Annotated in this window: 11 protein-coding genes and 3 tRNA genes; 8 read left to right on the top strand and 6 right to left on the bottom strand. The window is 50.1% G+C overall.

Annotation, left to right across the window (positions count from 1 at the left end; genetic code table 11):
* Positions 1-85: 85 nt before the first annotated feature.
* The 4 genes from acpP to ACMXD4_RS04770 all read right to left on the bottom strand — a co-directional run bounded on the left by acpP (position 86) and on the right by ACMXD4_RS04770 (position 3,299).
* A complete protein-coding gene (gene acpP / locus ACMXD4_RS04785) occupies positions 86-319 on the bottom strand; it encodes an acyl carrier protein (protein WP_013820083.1) in 234 nt (77 codons plus the stop codon).
* Positions 320-496: 177 nt separating this feature from the next.
* Positions 497-1,429: a hypothetical protein gene (locus ACMXD4_RS04780; protein WP_171696428.1), complete on the bottom strand. Its 933-nt coding sequence runs from the start codon at positions 1,427-1,429 to the stop codon at positions 497-499.
* Positions 1,430-1,635: 206 nt separating this feature from the next.
* Positions 1,636-2,511, bottom strand: coding sequence for an ADP-ribosyl-[dinitrogen reductase] hydrolase (gene draG, locus ACMXD4_RS04775; RefSeq protein WP_415880005.1), 876 nt, complete (start codon positions 2,509-2,511; stop codon positions 1,636-1,638).
* A complete protein-coding gene (locus ACMXD4_RS04770) occupies positions 2,508-3,299 on the bottom strand; it encodes an NAD(+)--dinitrogen-reductase ADP-D-ribosyltransferase (RefSeq protein ID WP_171696430.1) in 792 nt (263 codons plus the stop codon). Before ACMXD4_RS04770 ends, draG begins: the two co-directional genes overlap by 4 nt.
* Before the next feature lie 306 nt (positions 3,300-3,605).
* On the opposite strand from ACMXD4_RS04770, the gene aqpZ reads away from it, so the two are divergent.
* Together aqpZ and ACMXD4_RS04760 are read left to right on the top strand one after the other, a co-directional pair.
* A complete protein-coding gene (gene aqpZ / locus ACMXD4_RS04765; RefSeq protein WP_171696431.1) occupies positions 3,606-4,295 on the top strand; it encodes an aquaporin Z in 690 nt (229 codons plus the stop codon).
* A gap of 279 nt (positions 4,296-4,574) precedes the next feature.
* The gene (locus ACMXD4_RS04760) at positions 4,575-4,727 is read left to right on the top strand and encodes a hypothetical protein (protein WP_171696432.1); all 153 of its coding nucleotides are present in this window, start codon (positions 4,575-4,577) and stop codon (positions 4,725-4,727) included.
* 164 nt (positions 4,728-4,891) lie between these two features.
* Here ACMXD4_RS04760 and ACMXD4_RS04755 read toward each other — a convergent pair whose 3' ends face one another.
* A complete protein-coding gene (locus ACMXD4_RS04755; protein WP_415878136.1) occupies positions 4,892-5,989 on the bottom strand; it encodes an IS5 family transposase in 1,098 nt (365 codons plus the stop codon).
* 319 nt (positions 5,990-6,308) lie between these two features.
* Here ACMXD4_RS04755 and ACMXD4_RS04750 point away from each other — a divergent pair, with 319 nt between their 5' ends.
* The 6 genes from ACMXD4_RS04750 to ACMXD4_RS04725 all read left to right on the top strand — a co-directional run bounded on the left by ACMXD4_RS04750 (position 6,309) and on the right by ACMXD4_RS04725 (position 9,048).
* Complete coding sequence (locus ACMXD4_RS04750; RefSeq protein WP_171696433.1) at positions 6,309-7,079, top strand: hypothetical protein; 771 nt, start codon at positions 6,309-6,311, stop codon at positions 7,077-7,079.
* Between the two features lie 17 nt (positions 7,080-7,096).
* Positions 7,097-7,699, top strand: coding sequence for a hypothetical protein (locus ACMXD4_RS04745; protein WP_171696434.1), 603 nt, complete (start codon positions 7,097-7,099; stop codon positions 7,697-7,699).
* Between the two features lie 467 nt (positions 7,700-8,166).
* Entirely contained in the window at positions 8,167-8,712 is a 546-nt protein-coding gene (locus ACMXD4_RS04740; protein ID WP_033157127.1) for a hypothetical protein, read from the top strand.
* A gap of 50 nt (positions 8,713-8,762) precedes the next feature.
* Positions 8,763-8,838: transfer RNA gene (locus ACMXD4_RS04735), tRNA-Gly, on the top strand.
* Between the two features lie 48 nt (positions 8,839-8,886).
* Positions 8,887-8,960: transfer RNA gene (locus ACMXD4_RS04730), tRNA-Cys, on the top strand.
* Positions 8,961-8,972: 12 nt separating this feature from the next.
* Positions 8,973-9,048: transfer RNA gene (locus ACMXD4_RS04725), tRNA-Gly, on the top strand.
* A gap of 143 nt (positions 9,049-9,191) precedes the next feature.
* Here the strand turns inward: ACMXD4_RS04725 and ACMXD4_RS04720 are convergent.
* On the bottom strand, positions 9,192-13,118 hold the full coding sequence (locus tag ACMXD4_RS04720) for a DUF3683 domain-containing protein (protein WP_415880004.1): 3,927 nt from the start codon (positions 13,116-13,118) through the stop codon (positions 9,192-9,194).
* Positions 13,119-13,471: the final 353 nt, after the last annotated feature.

Here is a 13,471-nt window from a genome sequence, read left to right as displayed (position 1 = left end):
ACTACCGGTAAAAAAAGAAGACAACCAGAGAAGGGAGATAAACCGGCTAGTGGATGGCAAGCACCCACTAACTTTTGGAAACAACTTACTGCAGATTGGCGTTGATGTAATCGATAGCCAATTGGACTGTGGTGATTTTTTCAGCTTCTTCGTCTGGAATTTCGCATTCGAATTCTTCTTCCAGAGCCATGACGAGTTCAACTGTGTCTAAAGAATCAGCACCAAGATCGTCAACAAAAGACGCATCGTTCGCGATTTCTTCTTTTACGCCTAATTGTTCTGCGACAATCTTTTTTACTCGTTCTTCGATATTACTCATATTTTTTTCCTCGAACAATGCAAATGCCTGACTGCGAGCACTTACCTTATCTTTAGTGTTGTATTAATTGAATTTGCAATCTCGTCACTGGCCTTGCCTAACGACAGCGCGGATTATACTTTATGTTCCAAAAAATTCACAACATTCGCCCGCGACTAGGCGATTCGCGGCCTGAGGCTATGTTTTCCCGCTCAAATTTTTAATAATTTCTTCCAACGGCACCAAATTCAGTTTGATCCGGAACAAAACCGCCTGGTTCTCCAACACGCCAAAACATTCGTAGGTACGCAGCATGATACTGGTGTGATTCAGGGTTTTATCCGGGGACTCCGGCAGTTGTTTGACCAGAATATGCAACTTATCGTTGTTTTTCAACGTCGCCAGATGTACGCGATCCACTGAAATGTCGTGCGAGGTGTATACCATCGGATTGCGTTTGAAGTCGTGGTTTTCCAACTGCGCCTTCTCCAACAACGCGCCGGACGTCAAACTGCAGGGAAACACTTCCGGATACTGCGCCACCTGCAACAACTCATCGAAATAATCCGACTGTTCCGCAAACGAACCCGACAGAAAGTTCTTGACGTTGCCGTTATTCATCCACTTGCGCTTTAAAAAAAACTCGGTGCCGGGCACCACAGTTTTATCGGGTAACGCATTCAAATCCGGCAGGCCGCTTAAATCAGTATCCGCTAAAAACAAAGGCTGTTTGGTTTCTTTTTTATACCCCAGCAAAATGGTTTTGCCTTGCGACTTGATCGCGATGCGATTGGTCAAAGTCAGCTCGGGTATTGTCGCAATCAAGGTCTTTTTAATATCCAGCGTCATCTCTTGCCGCGGCCGCAAGGCATTAACAAAGATGATCTGATAATTACTAAAACGCAGCTGATTGTCGGCGATAATCTGGTCTTCGTGATGCGCCTCCCGGTATAAGCGCATCTGATATTCGATCAAAGTATTTAACTGAAAGCCCAACACGATCGGGCCTTTAAACGGGTTGTGCGTGACCTGCAGCCATTTATGCTTGTCGTGAAACAAGTTGAAATCGTCAGATGCGTTGCGGGCGACTTCGATATGAATTTGTTCGAAAGTAAACGATTTATCTTTCATCGATGACCAATGACAGTAGATATGAGCCGGCTATTCTAGGCTGATTGCGGTAAATCAGGAAATAACGCACCCAACCAGCTTGTTCTGAGCCGACAACAATCCCCGGCCTGGACCGGAAATCAGCTTACTATCGACATAGCCTTACTAACTTGATTAACGACAAGCCATCTGCATATTTAATGACACAAAAACCGCCGGTGTGCTTATCAGTTATTCATATTGATAAGTGCCGCTACCTGCCCGCGTATTTCTGCACCCACCCGACTATCCAATTGACCCAACCACCGTCCCGGAATCTGCGCCAATCCATATTTGGCCCCTGCCAACATCCCGGCCAAGGCCCCCGTCGTATCCGCATCGCCGCCCTGATTCACGGTAGCAATCAGGCAGGATTCGAAATTATCGGTATCGAAGAAATAATGCAGCACCGTCTGTGTGGTATCGACGATGTAGGCCGAGGCTTTACTCGGATAAGGGTGGTAGGCAAATTCGCTGTATTGGTTGATCAAGCGTTTGGCCTCCAGTAAACAGGCTTCAACAGGTTGTCCGTGAATCAACCGGTTAGTCATTCGACCCAATGCCAGCGTAGCAGCGTCGGACAATGGATTATGGTGGGTGATGTGGCTCTGCTCCAGACTCCATAATTCGAAATCATCCGGCCGATTTAGCGTCGCCAACACCACCGGCAAATTACGCATACAGGCGCCGTTACCGGCGTCATCTTCACGCGGCAACCCCATCAATACACCTTCATCACGATACCGCACGAGGCCGCGTCGGCACGTATTGCCCACATCCGGCGGATCGCTTTCCAACCAGGCGAGAAAATTGTCGGCCACAGACTTCAAATTCCAACCTTGATGCTCAATGATGGCTCGCCCCAAGGCCTGCGACATTTGCGTATCGTCTGTCACCTGCCCCGGCTCCAAACCCAGCCAGCCGCCGCCTATCATTTCGGTATGCACGCCGTAACGACTCTGAATTTGCTTCGGCGACATGAATTCCACCGTCGCCCCCAGCGCGTCACCACAAGCAAAACCCAGGTAAGCACCCAGGGCCCGATCCATTAATTGCTCATTCATCGCAACACCTTCACTCGATAATCGCCGCCAATCACCAAATATTCGGCCTCGCCGCGCAAGGCGTGATGCGGCAACAAATCGTTAAAAAACACCAGCTTCACCATCGGCACCTCAACCTCCAAAACATAGCTGCCAAATTCGCTGGCGATACTGTAGCGGTCGGTAAACGACACAATGCTGTTGAAATGCACAATCTTGTGCTCGCGGCTCCAATCGCCCAAGGCATTGACCCCTCGATAAAGGGTTTTGTGGGTTGCAGCCGGCACCTGAAAGCGCTCGATCACCCACTGGCAAAACTCATATAACAAATCCAACTGCATGTAGATGCAATTATTGTGGTAGCGGCTGTTCATCTTTTCTTCGATGTAAGTTACCCAGTCCTTACTCATGAAACTGCTGATTTGTTGTTTATGGTAATTGGGGAACAGGCCAAAGCGGCTTTCCACCCAACCCTTCAGTACCGCACCTTGAGCGTTATTGGAATCCAGACCCCAATCTTGAATCAGGCGCAGATAGCTGTTGCGGTAACGCCGCCGGCCGTCGGCATCGTCGCGTAAACGCTGCTCGGTTTCGAAGCCGAATACCACGCACATGTAGTCTTGAAATATCCGCCCGCAATCCGCCAACGAGGCTTGTCCGGCCAACTGCTCAAACAGTCCGGGCGCGGACTCCCGGGTTCCGGCGATATGCAAGGGCTTGGGGTATTCGTTAAATAGGTGACTGGCCAAACACGCCGTCGCCATGCCGATCAAATTGGTACTGTGGCCGTGCTGGGAAATATCGGGCATGGGGGCTAACTGAGAAGAATGTCGGACACTGATTAGCCCTAATTCTCACATCGAATAGGGAAATTAGCCATACGAAATAAACTTTCCCGAACTATTCCTCCGGAATTCCCGGTACCACAAAACACTCTCGATTCCGCGCAACCGGCTAGCTAGCTGGAAATAGCAAGCACCAAGCAAGAACCTAGCCGTTTTTTGTGATTGACATCACACAAAGACAGAGAATACAGTGCGCTAGCCAATTGATTATTAAACAAAAAACAAGCGATCAATAACAGGCAAAACAATAACAACACACAGGAGAGTCATATGAAAAAGTATGTAGCCGAGTCCTTCGGGACATTTTGGTTGGTTCTTGGTGGCTGCGGTAGTGCGGTATTAGCCGCCGCATTTCCGAATGTGGGCATCGGCTTGCTCGGCGTTTCGCTGGCGTTCGGTTTGACAGTACTGACCATGGCCTATGCCATCGGCCATATTTCCGGCTGCCACCTCAATCCGGCTGTATCGGTTGGCTTGTGGATGGGCGGCCGCTTTCCGGCCAACCAATTGTTGCCTTACATCGTCTCTCAAGTGGTCGGCGCGATTGCGGCCGGCGGCGTGTTGTATCTGATCGCCAGCGGCAAAGCCGGATTCGACGTAGCCGCCGGCTTCGCCTCCAACGGTTACGGAGAACATTCGCCGGGCGGCTACTCCCTATTGTCCGCATTAGTTACAGAAGTGGTGATGACCATGATGTTTTTACTGATCATCCTCGGCGCCACCGACGCCCGCGCCCCTGCCGGCCTGGCGCCTATCGCGATTGGCTTGGGATTAACCTTGATTCACTTGATCAGCATCCCGGTCACCAACACCTCGGTAAATCCGGCTCGCAGCCTGGGTGTAGCGGTTTATGTCGGCGATTGGGCCTTGGCACAACTTTGGCTGTTCTGGCTGGCGCCGATTATTGGCGCGGTTTTGGGCGCATTGATTTATCGCTTTATCGGCAGCCCGGACGAGTAACCCCCGAGCTTACTTCAGCGCGGTTCAGCAAGCCTTCGTCATTCCCGCGAATGCGGGAATCCATTTTGGCAACATGGCTACCTGCTGCGCGTCAGCGACAATATTAGGGCCGGATTAATTCAGGCATCGCCAGCCGGCCAGCTATCTTGAAATCAACATTTCGCCAGCGATTCTGATATGGATATAAAAACCTACCAGGGCTGATCGAATGTATCCGGCGCAATAGCCCTAAATGACCGTTACTCCATCACTGCGGACGACGAAGACAACGAACTAAGCGTGCTCGACCATCTGACGCAAAATCCCGCCGATCTCGAGGAGCTGAATATCCAAGCCGCGTTCTTTTTTCCGAATAATGAAAACCAGATCGCACTGCTAAGCGACGAGAGCAAGGACAAGAAAAACTTTCAATGCGTTTCTGTGGGGCTTTAACAGGCTGGTGAAAAACCCGCCGATATTTCCCCTTACCCACGATGTTCGTGATTTTTTCGAGTTGAAATCGGTCATGACATCGAGTTTCAAGCGTTTTGCCCCGGTTTCAAGGGCTTTTTATTCGCCTGAAGCCGTCTGTGGACGGTTTTCAGGCGAACTTCACCCTAGGCGGGTGCACTCCACGCCGGTTTCGGCGTGAACACCAATAGGTTGAGCATGCGCGTCAGGTTGTAGGCGGCAAAGCAAAACAAGGCCTGACCCGCGACTTTGGCTAAGCCGATGTGACGGGTTTTGCGCAGGCCGCCGACCGTTTTGACCCAGCCAAAGGCTTCTTCGACGATTTTGCGGCGCTTGAGACTTTGGGCGTAACCTTTGCCGCGCGCGGTGCGGCCGTCGACGGCACTGCCAATCTTTTTGCGGGCCACATGGGCTTTGATATCACGGGACTCGAGTCCGTTGACGAACGCCGGTTGGTCATAGCCTTTGTCGGCACCGACGCTGCCACCTTGGGGCACGCGGCGTTTGATCATTTTTTGCGCGGCTTCGATTTCGGCGGTGCCGGTGGCTTGTGTGGTTTCGACATCGACAATCAGGCCGTTGCGATTCTCGGACAAGGCATGGGTGATGTAACGCAGTTTGGCCTCGGTGTATTCGCCTTTCTTGTAAAGCCGGGCTTCGGGATCGGTTGTACTTTGATGGGTGGCGTTGCTGCGCTTTTCGCCACTGAAGTCGATCTCGGGATTGCGGCCGGCGGGTTTATCGGGACCACTACCATCTTTTTTGACGAAGCTTTTGTGCGAGGCCCAGGCTTCAATCAGGCTACCGTCGACGCTGAAGTGTTCGTCGGACACCAGATTTTGCCATTCGGCTATGGCCAGTACCCGCTCAAAAAATTCGCGACTCAGGGCTTCAGACAACAGACGTTCGCGGTTGGCACTGAACACTGTGCGTTCCCACACGGCGTCGTCGATGCCCAGACCGACAAACCAGCGAAACAACAGGTTGTAGTCCAGTTGTTCCATCAACTGACGCTCGCTACGGACCGTATACAGGACTTGTAACAGCAAGGCGCGCAGCAGTTTTTCAGGGGCAATCGAGGGACGGCCTGTGTGCGAGTAACGCTCGGCAAAGACGGCATCCATAGAGGCCAATACGCCATCAACCAGTAGCCGTAAACGACGCAACGGATGCTGTTTGGGAATACGGTCTTCCAGGCTAACATAGCTGAACCAGCTGTTTTGAATGGCATCGTGTCCGCGCATTGAAAGGCTCCAAATTTAGGTAGCCTATTTTAACAGTTGGCCCCTCATCTATGCCTTAGCTTACTTGGCTTTTCGAGTTTTTCACCAGCCTGTTAAGGGAAATACCCGGTTTTTAGATTCGAATTAAATAAGGTAAAAAACGCCCCGCTTTGAATATTTCTACTTCCATCCGGAAGCGCTTCAATAACAAAGCGTATTTGAGCAGGCGACTCGAACCCGCCTTGTATATCACCCTGGTTAGGGCGATGCACAGACACCGCATCATTACTTGCTACATACACTGCACAAAATAACACTCAAATAATATTGGAAAATTAAAATGGAAAACTTTGTTATATTGATTGGCGGCCCAGGTTTATTTATGGGTTGTGATAAAGCTCATGACCAGCGTTGGTCAAATTATATTGTGCCATTGCAGTTGGCTGCGATGAAGAACTTATACAATAAACAACCCAAGGAGTTGATTCATTGGGTATTATACGAGCCGCCTTATAAAAAAAGATGGGATGCTGACTCAGTTATCACCAAAGCCGAAGAAAAGGAAGATGACGGATATAACCTACACAGTATCCGAAAAATGGCAACAGATAAATTAATAGCAGCGGGCGGCACCAGCTATATAAATAAAATTCAAACTATTGCTAAAACCTACAGCATTCAATACAAAGGAATTAATCAACCAGAAGACTTTTGGAGCTATCTGCTATCACTGAGCGATAACTCTATTAGCCGGGTTTGGTATAGCGGACATGCTAGCGGGGATGGATTAATGCTAGCGCTTACTCATAATTCGGCATGTCAAGCGGCTGCCTTTGCTACTGATATGATATATAAAGCAGATATTTTAAAAAATAGCGCCCTAGTTAAGAAGTTCATCAAAAAACCCAAGCAGGTTTCAAAATTTTATGGATGCTATACCGAAGGCTTCGCAAAAACCTGGAATGGAGTTTTCGGCGTAGCTAGCGCGGGGGCAAAAAATAAAATCGATTTTGGCGTTGTCGATACTCCATCTAACATAACAAATATAATGGAACGGATTGAAAAAACACCCACTTCACTCGGTAATCCCGACTGGACGGAATACAAATAATGTATATAACAGTCCTTGTGAAAACCATCATTTTCGCGCTGCTTTTAATACTTAGCTTCAGCTGCGATGCTGTAAATACCGAACAAAAAAATCTTGAACTTCTTTTACCAAAATCCTTTGAGCAAATATATCTCGCCAAATTTGGCCTGGACTTTCCTAAAACATTAGACATTTTAAATAGATGCATTCAATATAATGACACGCAATGTTTGAAAGCTTATAACGAGGTTATGGAAGGAAAAAAAACACTCCAATCCATTTCCTCCTCTCATGTCTTAGAAACAACACTAAATATTATTGAAAAAGCCTGTCTTTCCAAAGATGAAAACCTGGCAAATTTTACTTGCTATGGCGGCATTATATCCTTGTATTTTTATAACTCTCCGGAACAGGATGCCAAAATTCTTCAGCGAATTAAAATCTATCCAAAGAAGATTCAAAACATGATCTTTGATAATGAATTCCATTGGTTTTACAACAGGCCAAATAAGGATGTATGGATAAGCGCGGTATCAACGATGGATGTGGATTGGAAAAATGACACTTACAAACAATATATTTTGAGCCTTTTTAGAAAAAACATTGAAGAAGCAAAAGGTGAAACTTGGGTATCGAAATAGGACCGCAGACTGGCTCGGAGGAAAGCCAGTTTTCCTCCAAGATTGATGGATTAACCAGTCCATCGTAATCTTCCGCCTCCACAACCTTAGCCAACTCCCGATTAGTCAAAAACACACCCTAGAGATAGCCTCCAAAAAGAACAAGTCAAAGCAAAAATCGCATTCATGATCAGACCAAAAAAGATCTGACTCCTATCATCACAACCCCGAGTACCACAACAAGCACTGTCAAAGAATCCAGATACAAACCGGTAACTCCGAACAGGACAATCACATCGACCAACCCCATGCAAAGACAGCAAACCAGCGATCCAATTAGCTTTTTTATCCCAGCCTGTTCATTTTTGCTACAGTTCCCCTTAAGATACGACCAAATGACTAAAAAAATGAATGCTTGAAATGTTCGAACGGCGTGGTAACTTTAACCACTTAACCATAATAATAACTAGCTTAAGAGGAAACATCGCATGAGCCTTGACGAAAACAACAACGAGACTGAAGCCCAAAATCAAGCTGAAGAGCCTAAGCAACCGGAAACAAGTTCAGCCGCTGATTCCGCCGTAGCGGCAAAAGATGCGGCCGGAAATATTGTCGCTAACCTGTTGGCACTAAAAGAATCCAATCCTAAAGTATTTTTTGGCGGCGTGGGCGCTGCGGCGCTGGTCTTGGTCGCCTTGATTTTTGGTGGTGGCTCCGATGCCAAATTGCCTGTTCACCAAGCCAAAGCCATGGTTCCCGGTCAGAACTACGTGTTGAAAAGCCCCAACACTTATGATCCAAATGCAACTGTAAGATTGGTCTCCGTTCCCGGCTCCATGGCCGCTTACGATGATACCGAAGAAAATGACCGCGACGGCGCTTGCAAACACATGCCGCTTAACACCCCTGTAAAACTGATTCAATCTCAAGCTGACACCACCGACAAAAATGTTCTGTGGGCGGAAGTTGAGATCACTGAATCCGGCGAATGCCAGGGCCGAAAAGCCTGGACTTCGGCAATAAACCTGCAATAACTGTTGACACAAAAAAATATCTTTTTATAATACGCAGGATAGTAAGCCAAGCGGGAATAGCTCAGTTGGTAGAGCACGACCTTGCCAAGGTCGGGGTCGCGAGTTCGAGTCTCGTTTCCCGCTCCAAATTTGAAAAGCCGCGGCAAATCGCGGCTTTTTTATTGTCCTTATAAAGGCTGCGTAGCAAAATGGTTATGCAGCGGCCTGCAAAGCCGTATATACCGGTTCGATTCCGGTCGCAGCCTCCATTACTATATTTTGCGGGAATAGCTCAGTTGGTAGAGCACGACCTTGCCAAGGTCGGGGTCGCGAGTTCGAGTCTCGTTTCCCGCTCCAAATTTAAAAGCCGCGATTTATCGCGGCTTTTTATTGCCTGAAGATAAGCAAACCACAGCTTGCGGACTGGTGTAAAAGCCAGTTTTTACGACGTACAAATGGCAAAGCCGGCTGAAGAATCGCCGGCTAACCAATTCTTTAACTCACACCAAAACCCGCTCAATACCGCCTTTGCTGACCTGATCCAAATACCCGGTCATCCAGTTATCACCCAACACATGCTTGGCGATTTCCACGACGATGTAATCGACTTCCATTTGCTCGACTTCGTCTTCGAACCGCTGTAAGCCTTGCATGCACGAGGGACAGGAGGTCAACATCTTCACCGCGCCGTCGTAGCCGTCTAACCGTAATTTAGCCGTGTCTTTCTGCAATTCTTCCGCCTTACGAAAACGAATCTGCGTGGAAATATCCGGCCGCGCCACAGCCAAAGTACCCGACTCGCCGCAACAACGCTCAGATTTAACAACCGGCGCACCAATCAACTGATTGACCACTTTGATCGGGTCTTGCTGCTTGAACGGACTATGACACGGGTCATGATATAGATAACGCGCGCCATTCACGCCTTCCAAGCGCACGCCTTTTTCCAGCAGATATTCGTGAATATCGATCAGGCGGCAACCGGGAAATATTTTCTCGAATTCATAATCCTGCAACTGGTCCTGGCAAGTACCGCAGCTGACCACCACGGTCTTAATATCCAGATAATTCAAAGTATTGGCTACCCGGTGGAACAACACCCGGTTGTCAGTGGTAATTTTCTGCGCCTTATCAAACTGCCCGCCGGCGCGTTGCGGATAGCCGCAGCACAAATAGCCAGGGGGCAGCACAGTTTGCACACCAATCTCGTACAACATCGCCTGCGTCGCCAATCCGACCTGCGAGAACAAACGCTCCGAACCGCAACCGGGGAAATAAAACACCGCCTCTGAATCGGTGCGGGTTTTAGCGTGATCGCGAATGATGGGCACAATCTGCCCGTCTTCGATGTCCAGTAGCGCCCGCGCGGTTTTGGTCGGTAAATCGCCAGGCATTTTCCGATTCATGAAATGAATCACCTGCTCGCGCACTGGCGGCTTGCCGACCGTGGCAGGCGGCTGCGCGATCTGCGCTTTGCTCCACGGTTTTAACAGCGTATTGCCGATGCGTTGCGCCTTGTAGGTCCAATCAATCATCGCCGTGCGCATCGCTTTGACAGTGTTTGGGTTGGACGCCGTCAAAAATGCGATGGCCATGGTTTTGGCCGGGTTGAAACTTTGCTTGCCCATCTTGCGCAGCAGATTGCGCATATTCATCGACACATCGCCGAAATCGATGTCCACCGGACATGGATTGAAGCATTTGTGGCAGACCGTGCAATGGTCGGCGACGTCTTCGAACTCCTTCCAATGGGTAATCGAAATCCCGCGCCGGGTTTGTTCTTCGTACAAAAACGCTTCGATCAATAATGAAGTCGCCAAAATCTTATTGCGCGGCGAATACAACAAATTGGCCGGCGGCACATGCGTGGCGCAGACCGGTTTACACTTGCCGCAACGCAGACAGTCTTTCACCGAATCGGAAATCGCGCCAATATCGCTTTGCTGCATGATCAAGGACTCAAAACCCATCAAACTAAACGACGTGGTATAAGCCGAACGCAAATCGGCACCCGGCATCAACTTGCCGCGATTAAAACGCCCTTCCGGATCGATGCGGTTTTTATAGGCATGAAAATCCGCCAACTCGTCCTCGGTCAAGAATTCGTATTTGGTGATGCCGATACCATGTTCGCCGGAAATCGCCCCGCCCAATGAACGCGCCAGGGCCATGATCCGCGCCACGGCAGCATTGGCTTCTTGCAGCATTTCGTAATGATCGGAGTTGACCGGCAGATTGGTATGCACGTTGCCGTCACCGGCGTGCATGTGCAGAGCCACGAATACGCGACCGCGCAGCACCTCTTTATGCAAAGCCTCGATGCGCTCGACGATGGGCCGGAAGTTATCGCCTTCGAAAATTTCCCGCAAGCGTGGCAGCAATTCCAGCTTCCACGACACCCGTAACGAATAATCCTGCAAGCGATGAAACAAAATCGGCTCGACGGCACGATTGCTCAGTTCGCCGGCCTGGATACCTTGTGACGCGAAGGCTTTTTCGGCTTCGGCCAACGGCAAATCCAAATTATCGTAAATCCATTGCCAGCGCTGCTTTACCGTGTCTACCGCATCCAACGCCAAGGCCCGACGCTCGTCCAACAATTCGGCTTTATTCACGCCTTCTTCGTAGGCTCTAAGCGGCAAGTCGCCGCCCAGCAGTTCAATTAAGGCACTGCATAAGCGCAATTTATTATTCAGTGACAATTCGATGTTGATGCGCTCGATGCCGTCGCAATAATCGCCCATCCTCGGCAGCGGAATCACCACGTCTTCGTTGATTTTGAAGGCATTGGTATGCCGGGCAATCGCCGCGGTGCGGCCGCGATCCAGCCAGAATTTCTTGCGGGTTTCCGGGTTCACGGCGATAAAGCCCTCGGCGCCGCGCGCATTACATATGCGCACAACTTCGGACGCCGCCATCGCGACTTGGTTTTCATCGTCACCGACAATGTCGCCGATCAGCACCATTTTCGGCCGGCCGTGGCGTTTGGCTTTGGTGGCATAGCCGACTGCTTTGACGTAGCGTTCGTCCAGATGCTCCAAACCAGCCAGCATCACGCGGCTAGCGCCCTCTTTCGGCAAATCCGCCAGGTAATCGCGAATTTCGACGATAGAAGGCACCGCCTCGCGCACCTGCCCGAAGAATTCCAGACAAAACGTGCGGCTAACCGGCGGCATTTCGTGCAGAATCCAGCGTGCGGAGGTGATAATGCCGTCACAACCCTCTTTTTGAATACCGGGCAACCCCCCGAGAAACTTGTCGGTCACGTCCTTACCCAGCCCGGTCTTGCGGAAAAAACTGCCGGAGATCTCCAGCGTTTCTTCACCCAGCAATTGCTTGCCGCCGGCATCGAAGCGTTTCAGCAAAAATGCGGCTTTGTCTTGCTCATGGATCTTGCCCAAATTGTGATTCAGCCGCTCGACTTCCAGCCAATTTCCATCGGGCGTCACCATCCGCCAGGAAGCCAAGTTGTCCAGCGCCGTTCCCCACAGCACGGCCTTTTTGCCGCCGGCGTTCATCGCAATATTGCCGCCGATGCAGGATGCGTCCGCAGAAGTCGGGTCGCAGGCAAACACCAAACCGGCCTGTTCGGCGGTTTCCATCACCCGTCGAGTCACTACGCCGGCGCCGGTGTAAATCGTCGCATACGAACACTCCACGCCCGGTAATAGCGTATGCCGCTCTACCGCCCCCATCACCAACAGCTTTTCGGTATTGATCACCGCCGAATAAGCATTGAGCGGCACCGCACCACCGGTGTAACCCGTGCCACCGCCGCGAGGGATGATAGTCAAGCCCAGCTCGATACAGCCGCGCACCAAATGCCCGACTTCATCTTCCGCGGTTGGGTACAGCACCACAAACGGATACTCCACCCGCCAGTCGGTGGCATCGGTGACATGGCTGACGCGGGCGAAACCGTCGAAGCTGATGTTGTCCTTGCGGGTGAATTGCGACAGCAGGGATAGCACGCTACGTCGCAATTGCGCGGTACGTTCGAAATGGGCTTCGAATTCATTTACAGCCTGATGGGCAGCAGCAATCAATTGCCCCACTCGCTCGGCCCGCCCGGTATGCTGATTCTCCAGTTCGGCTTGCCGACCCTCCATCTGCCCCAAACGATGCCGCAAGGCTTGCAGCAAGGCGCGCCGCCGCTTGGCATTATCGAGCAAATCGTCTTCGAGATAAGGGTTACGCTGTACCGCCCAAATGTCGCCCAATACTTCATACAACATCCGCGCGGAGCGCCCGGTAATTCTCTCACCGCGTAACGACTCAAGCACCCACCACATGTCTTCGCCGAGCAGACGGATGACGATTTCACGATCAGAAAACGAGGTGTAGTTATAAGGAATTTCCCGCAGTCGCGCGGGCGTTGCATCATCGGATACTGGGAATAATTGAGAAGCCACTGGCAATCGGCGCATAGGAAGTCATAATGCGCCGAATTTTAGCATGTCATCCGCGCCAACCCCTTAAATATCCACCTGCACCAGGAGGCCACCGATCATCAAAAAAACCACCTGTTTGCCAATTTACCAATTTGCCTTGTAACCGGCACGGCGAGTCTTTTGTTTATTTCAAAACAACAAATTGAAAACCATCGAACTTCCGGTCTTGAAATCTAAAACCAATCGATAGTCCGCCGCCTAAAATAGTGTCGATTTTTTTTACAAAAAAAATACGTCGAACAATCCGTTCAAGTGCAAATTATTGAAAATAATAAGGTGGCCCAATACTTGCTTTTTATGAATTGCTTTCCCCAACTAAGAGACACTAC

It is taken from the genome of Methylomonas sp. TEB (genome assembly GCF_047777895.1).
In the GTDB taxonomy this organism is placed as follows: Bacteria; Pseudomonadota; Gammaproteobacteria; order Methylococcales; family Methylomonadaceae; genus Methylomonas.
The sequence above is the reverse complement of the archived record's forward strand: the minus strand, read 5'-3'. Positions and strand labels throughout refer to the sequence as shown.

Coding starts and splice junctions, on each gene's coding strand:
- draG (WP_415880005.1), bottom strand. CDS start 2,511: ATGAATGAGCAATTAATGGATCGGGCCCTGGGTGCTTACCTGGGTTTT.
- ACMXD4_RS04740 (WP_033157127.1), top strand. CDS start 8,167: ATGAGCCTTGACGAAAACAACAACGAGACTGAAGCCCAAAATCAAGCT.
- ACMXD4_RS04770 (WP_171696430.1), bottom strand. CDS start 3,299: ATGCCCGATATTTCCCAGCACGGCCACAGTACCAATTTGATCGGCATG.
- acpP (WP_013820083.1), bottom strand. CDS start 319: ATGAGTAATATCGAAGAACGAGTAAAAAAGATTGTCGCAGAACAATTA.
- aqpZ (WP_171696431.1), top strand. CDS start 3,606: ATGAAAAAGTATGTAGCCGAGTCCTTCGGGACATTTTGGTTGGTTCTT.
- ACMXD4_RS04755 (WP_415878136.1), bottom strand. CDS start 5,989: ATGCGCGGACACGATGCCATTCAAAACAGCTGGTTCAGCTATGTTAGC.
- ACMXD4_RS04780 (WP_171696428.1), bottom strand. CDS start 1,429: ATGAAAGATAAATCGTTTACTTTCGAACAAATTCATATCGAAGTCGCC.
- ACMXD4_RS04720 (WP_415880004.1), bottom strand. CDS start 13,118: ATGCGCCGATTGCCAGTGGCTTCTCAATTATTCCCAGTATCCGATGAT.
- ACMXD4_RS04750 (WP_171696433.1), top strand. CDS start 6,309: ATGGAAAACTTTGTTATATTGATTGGCGGCCCAGGTTTATTTATGGGT.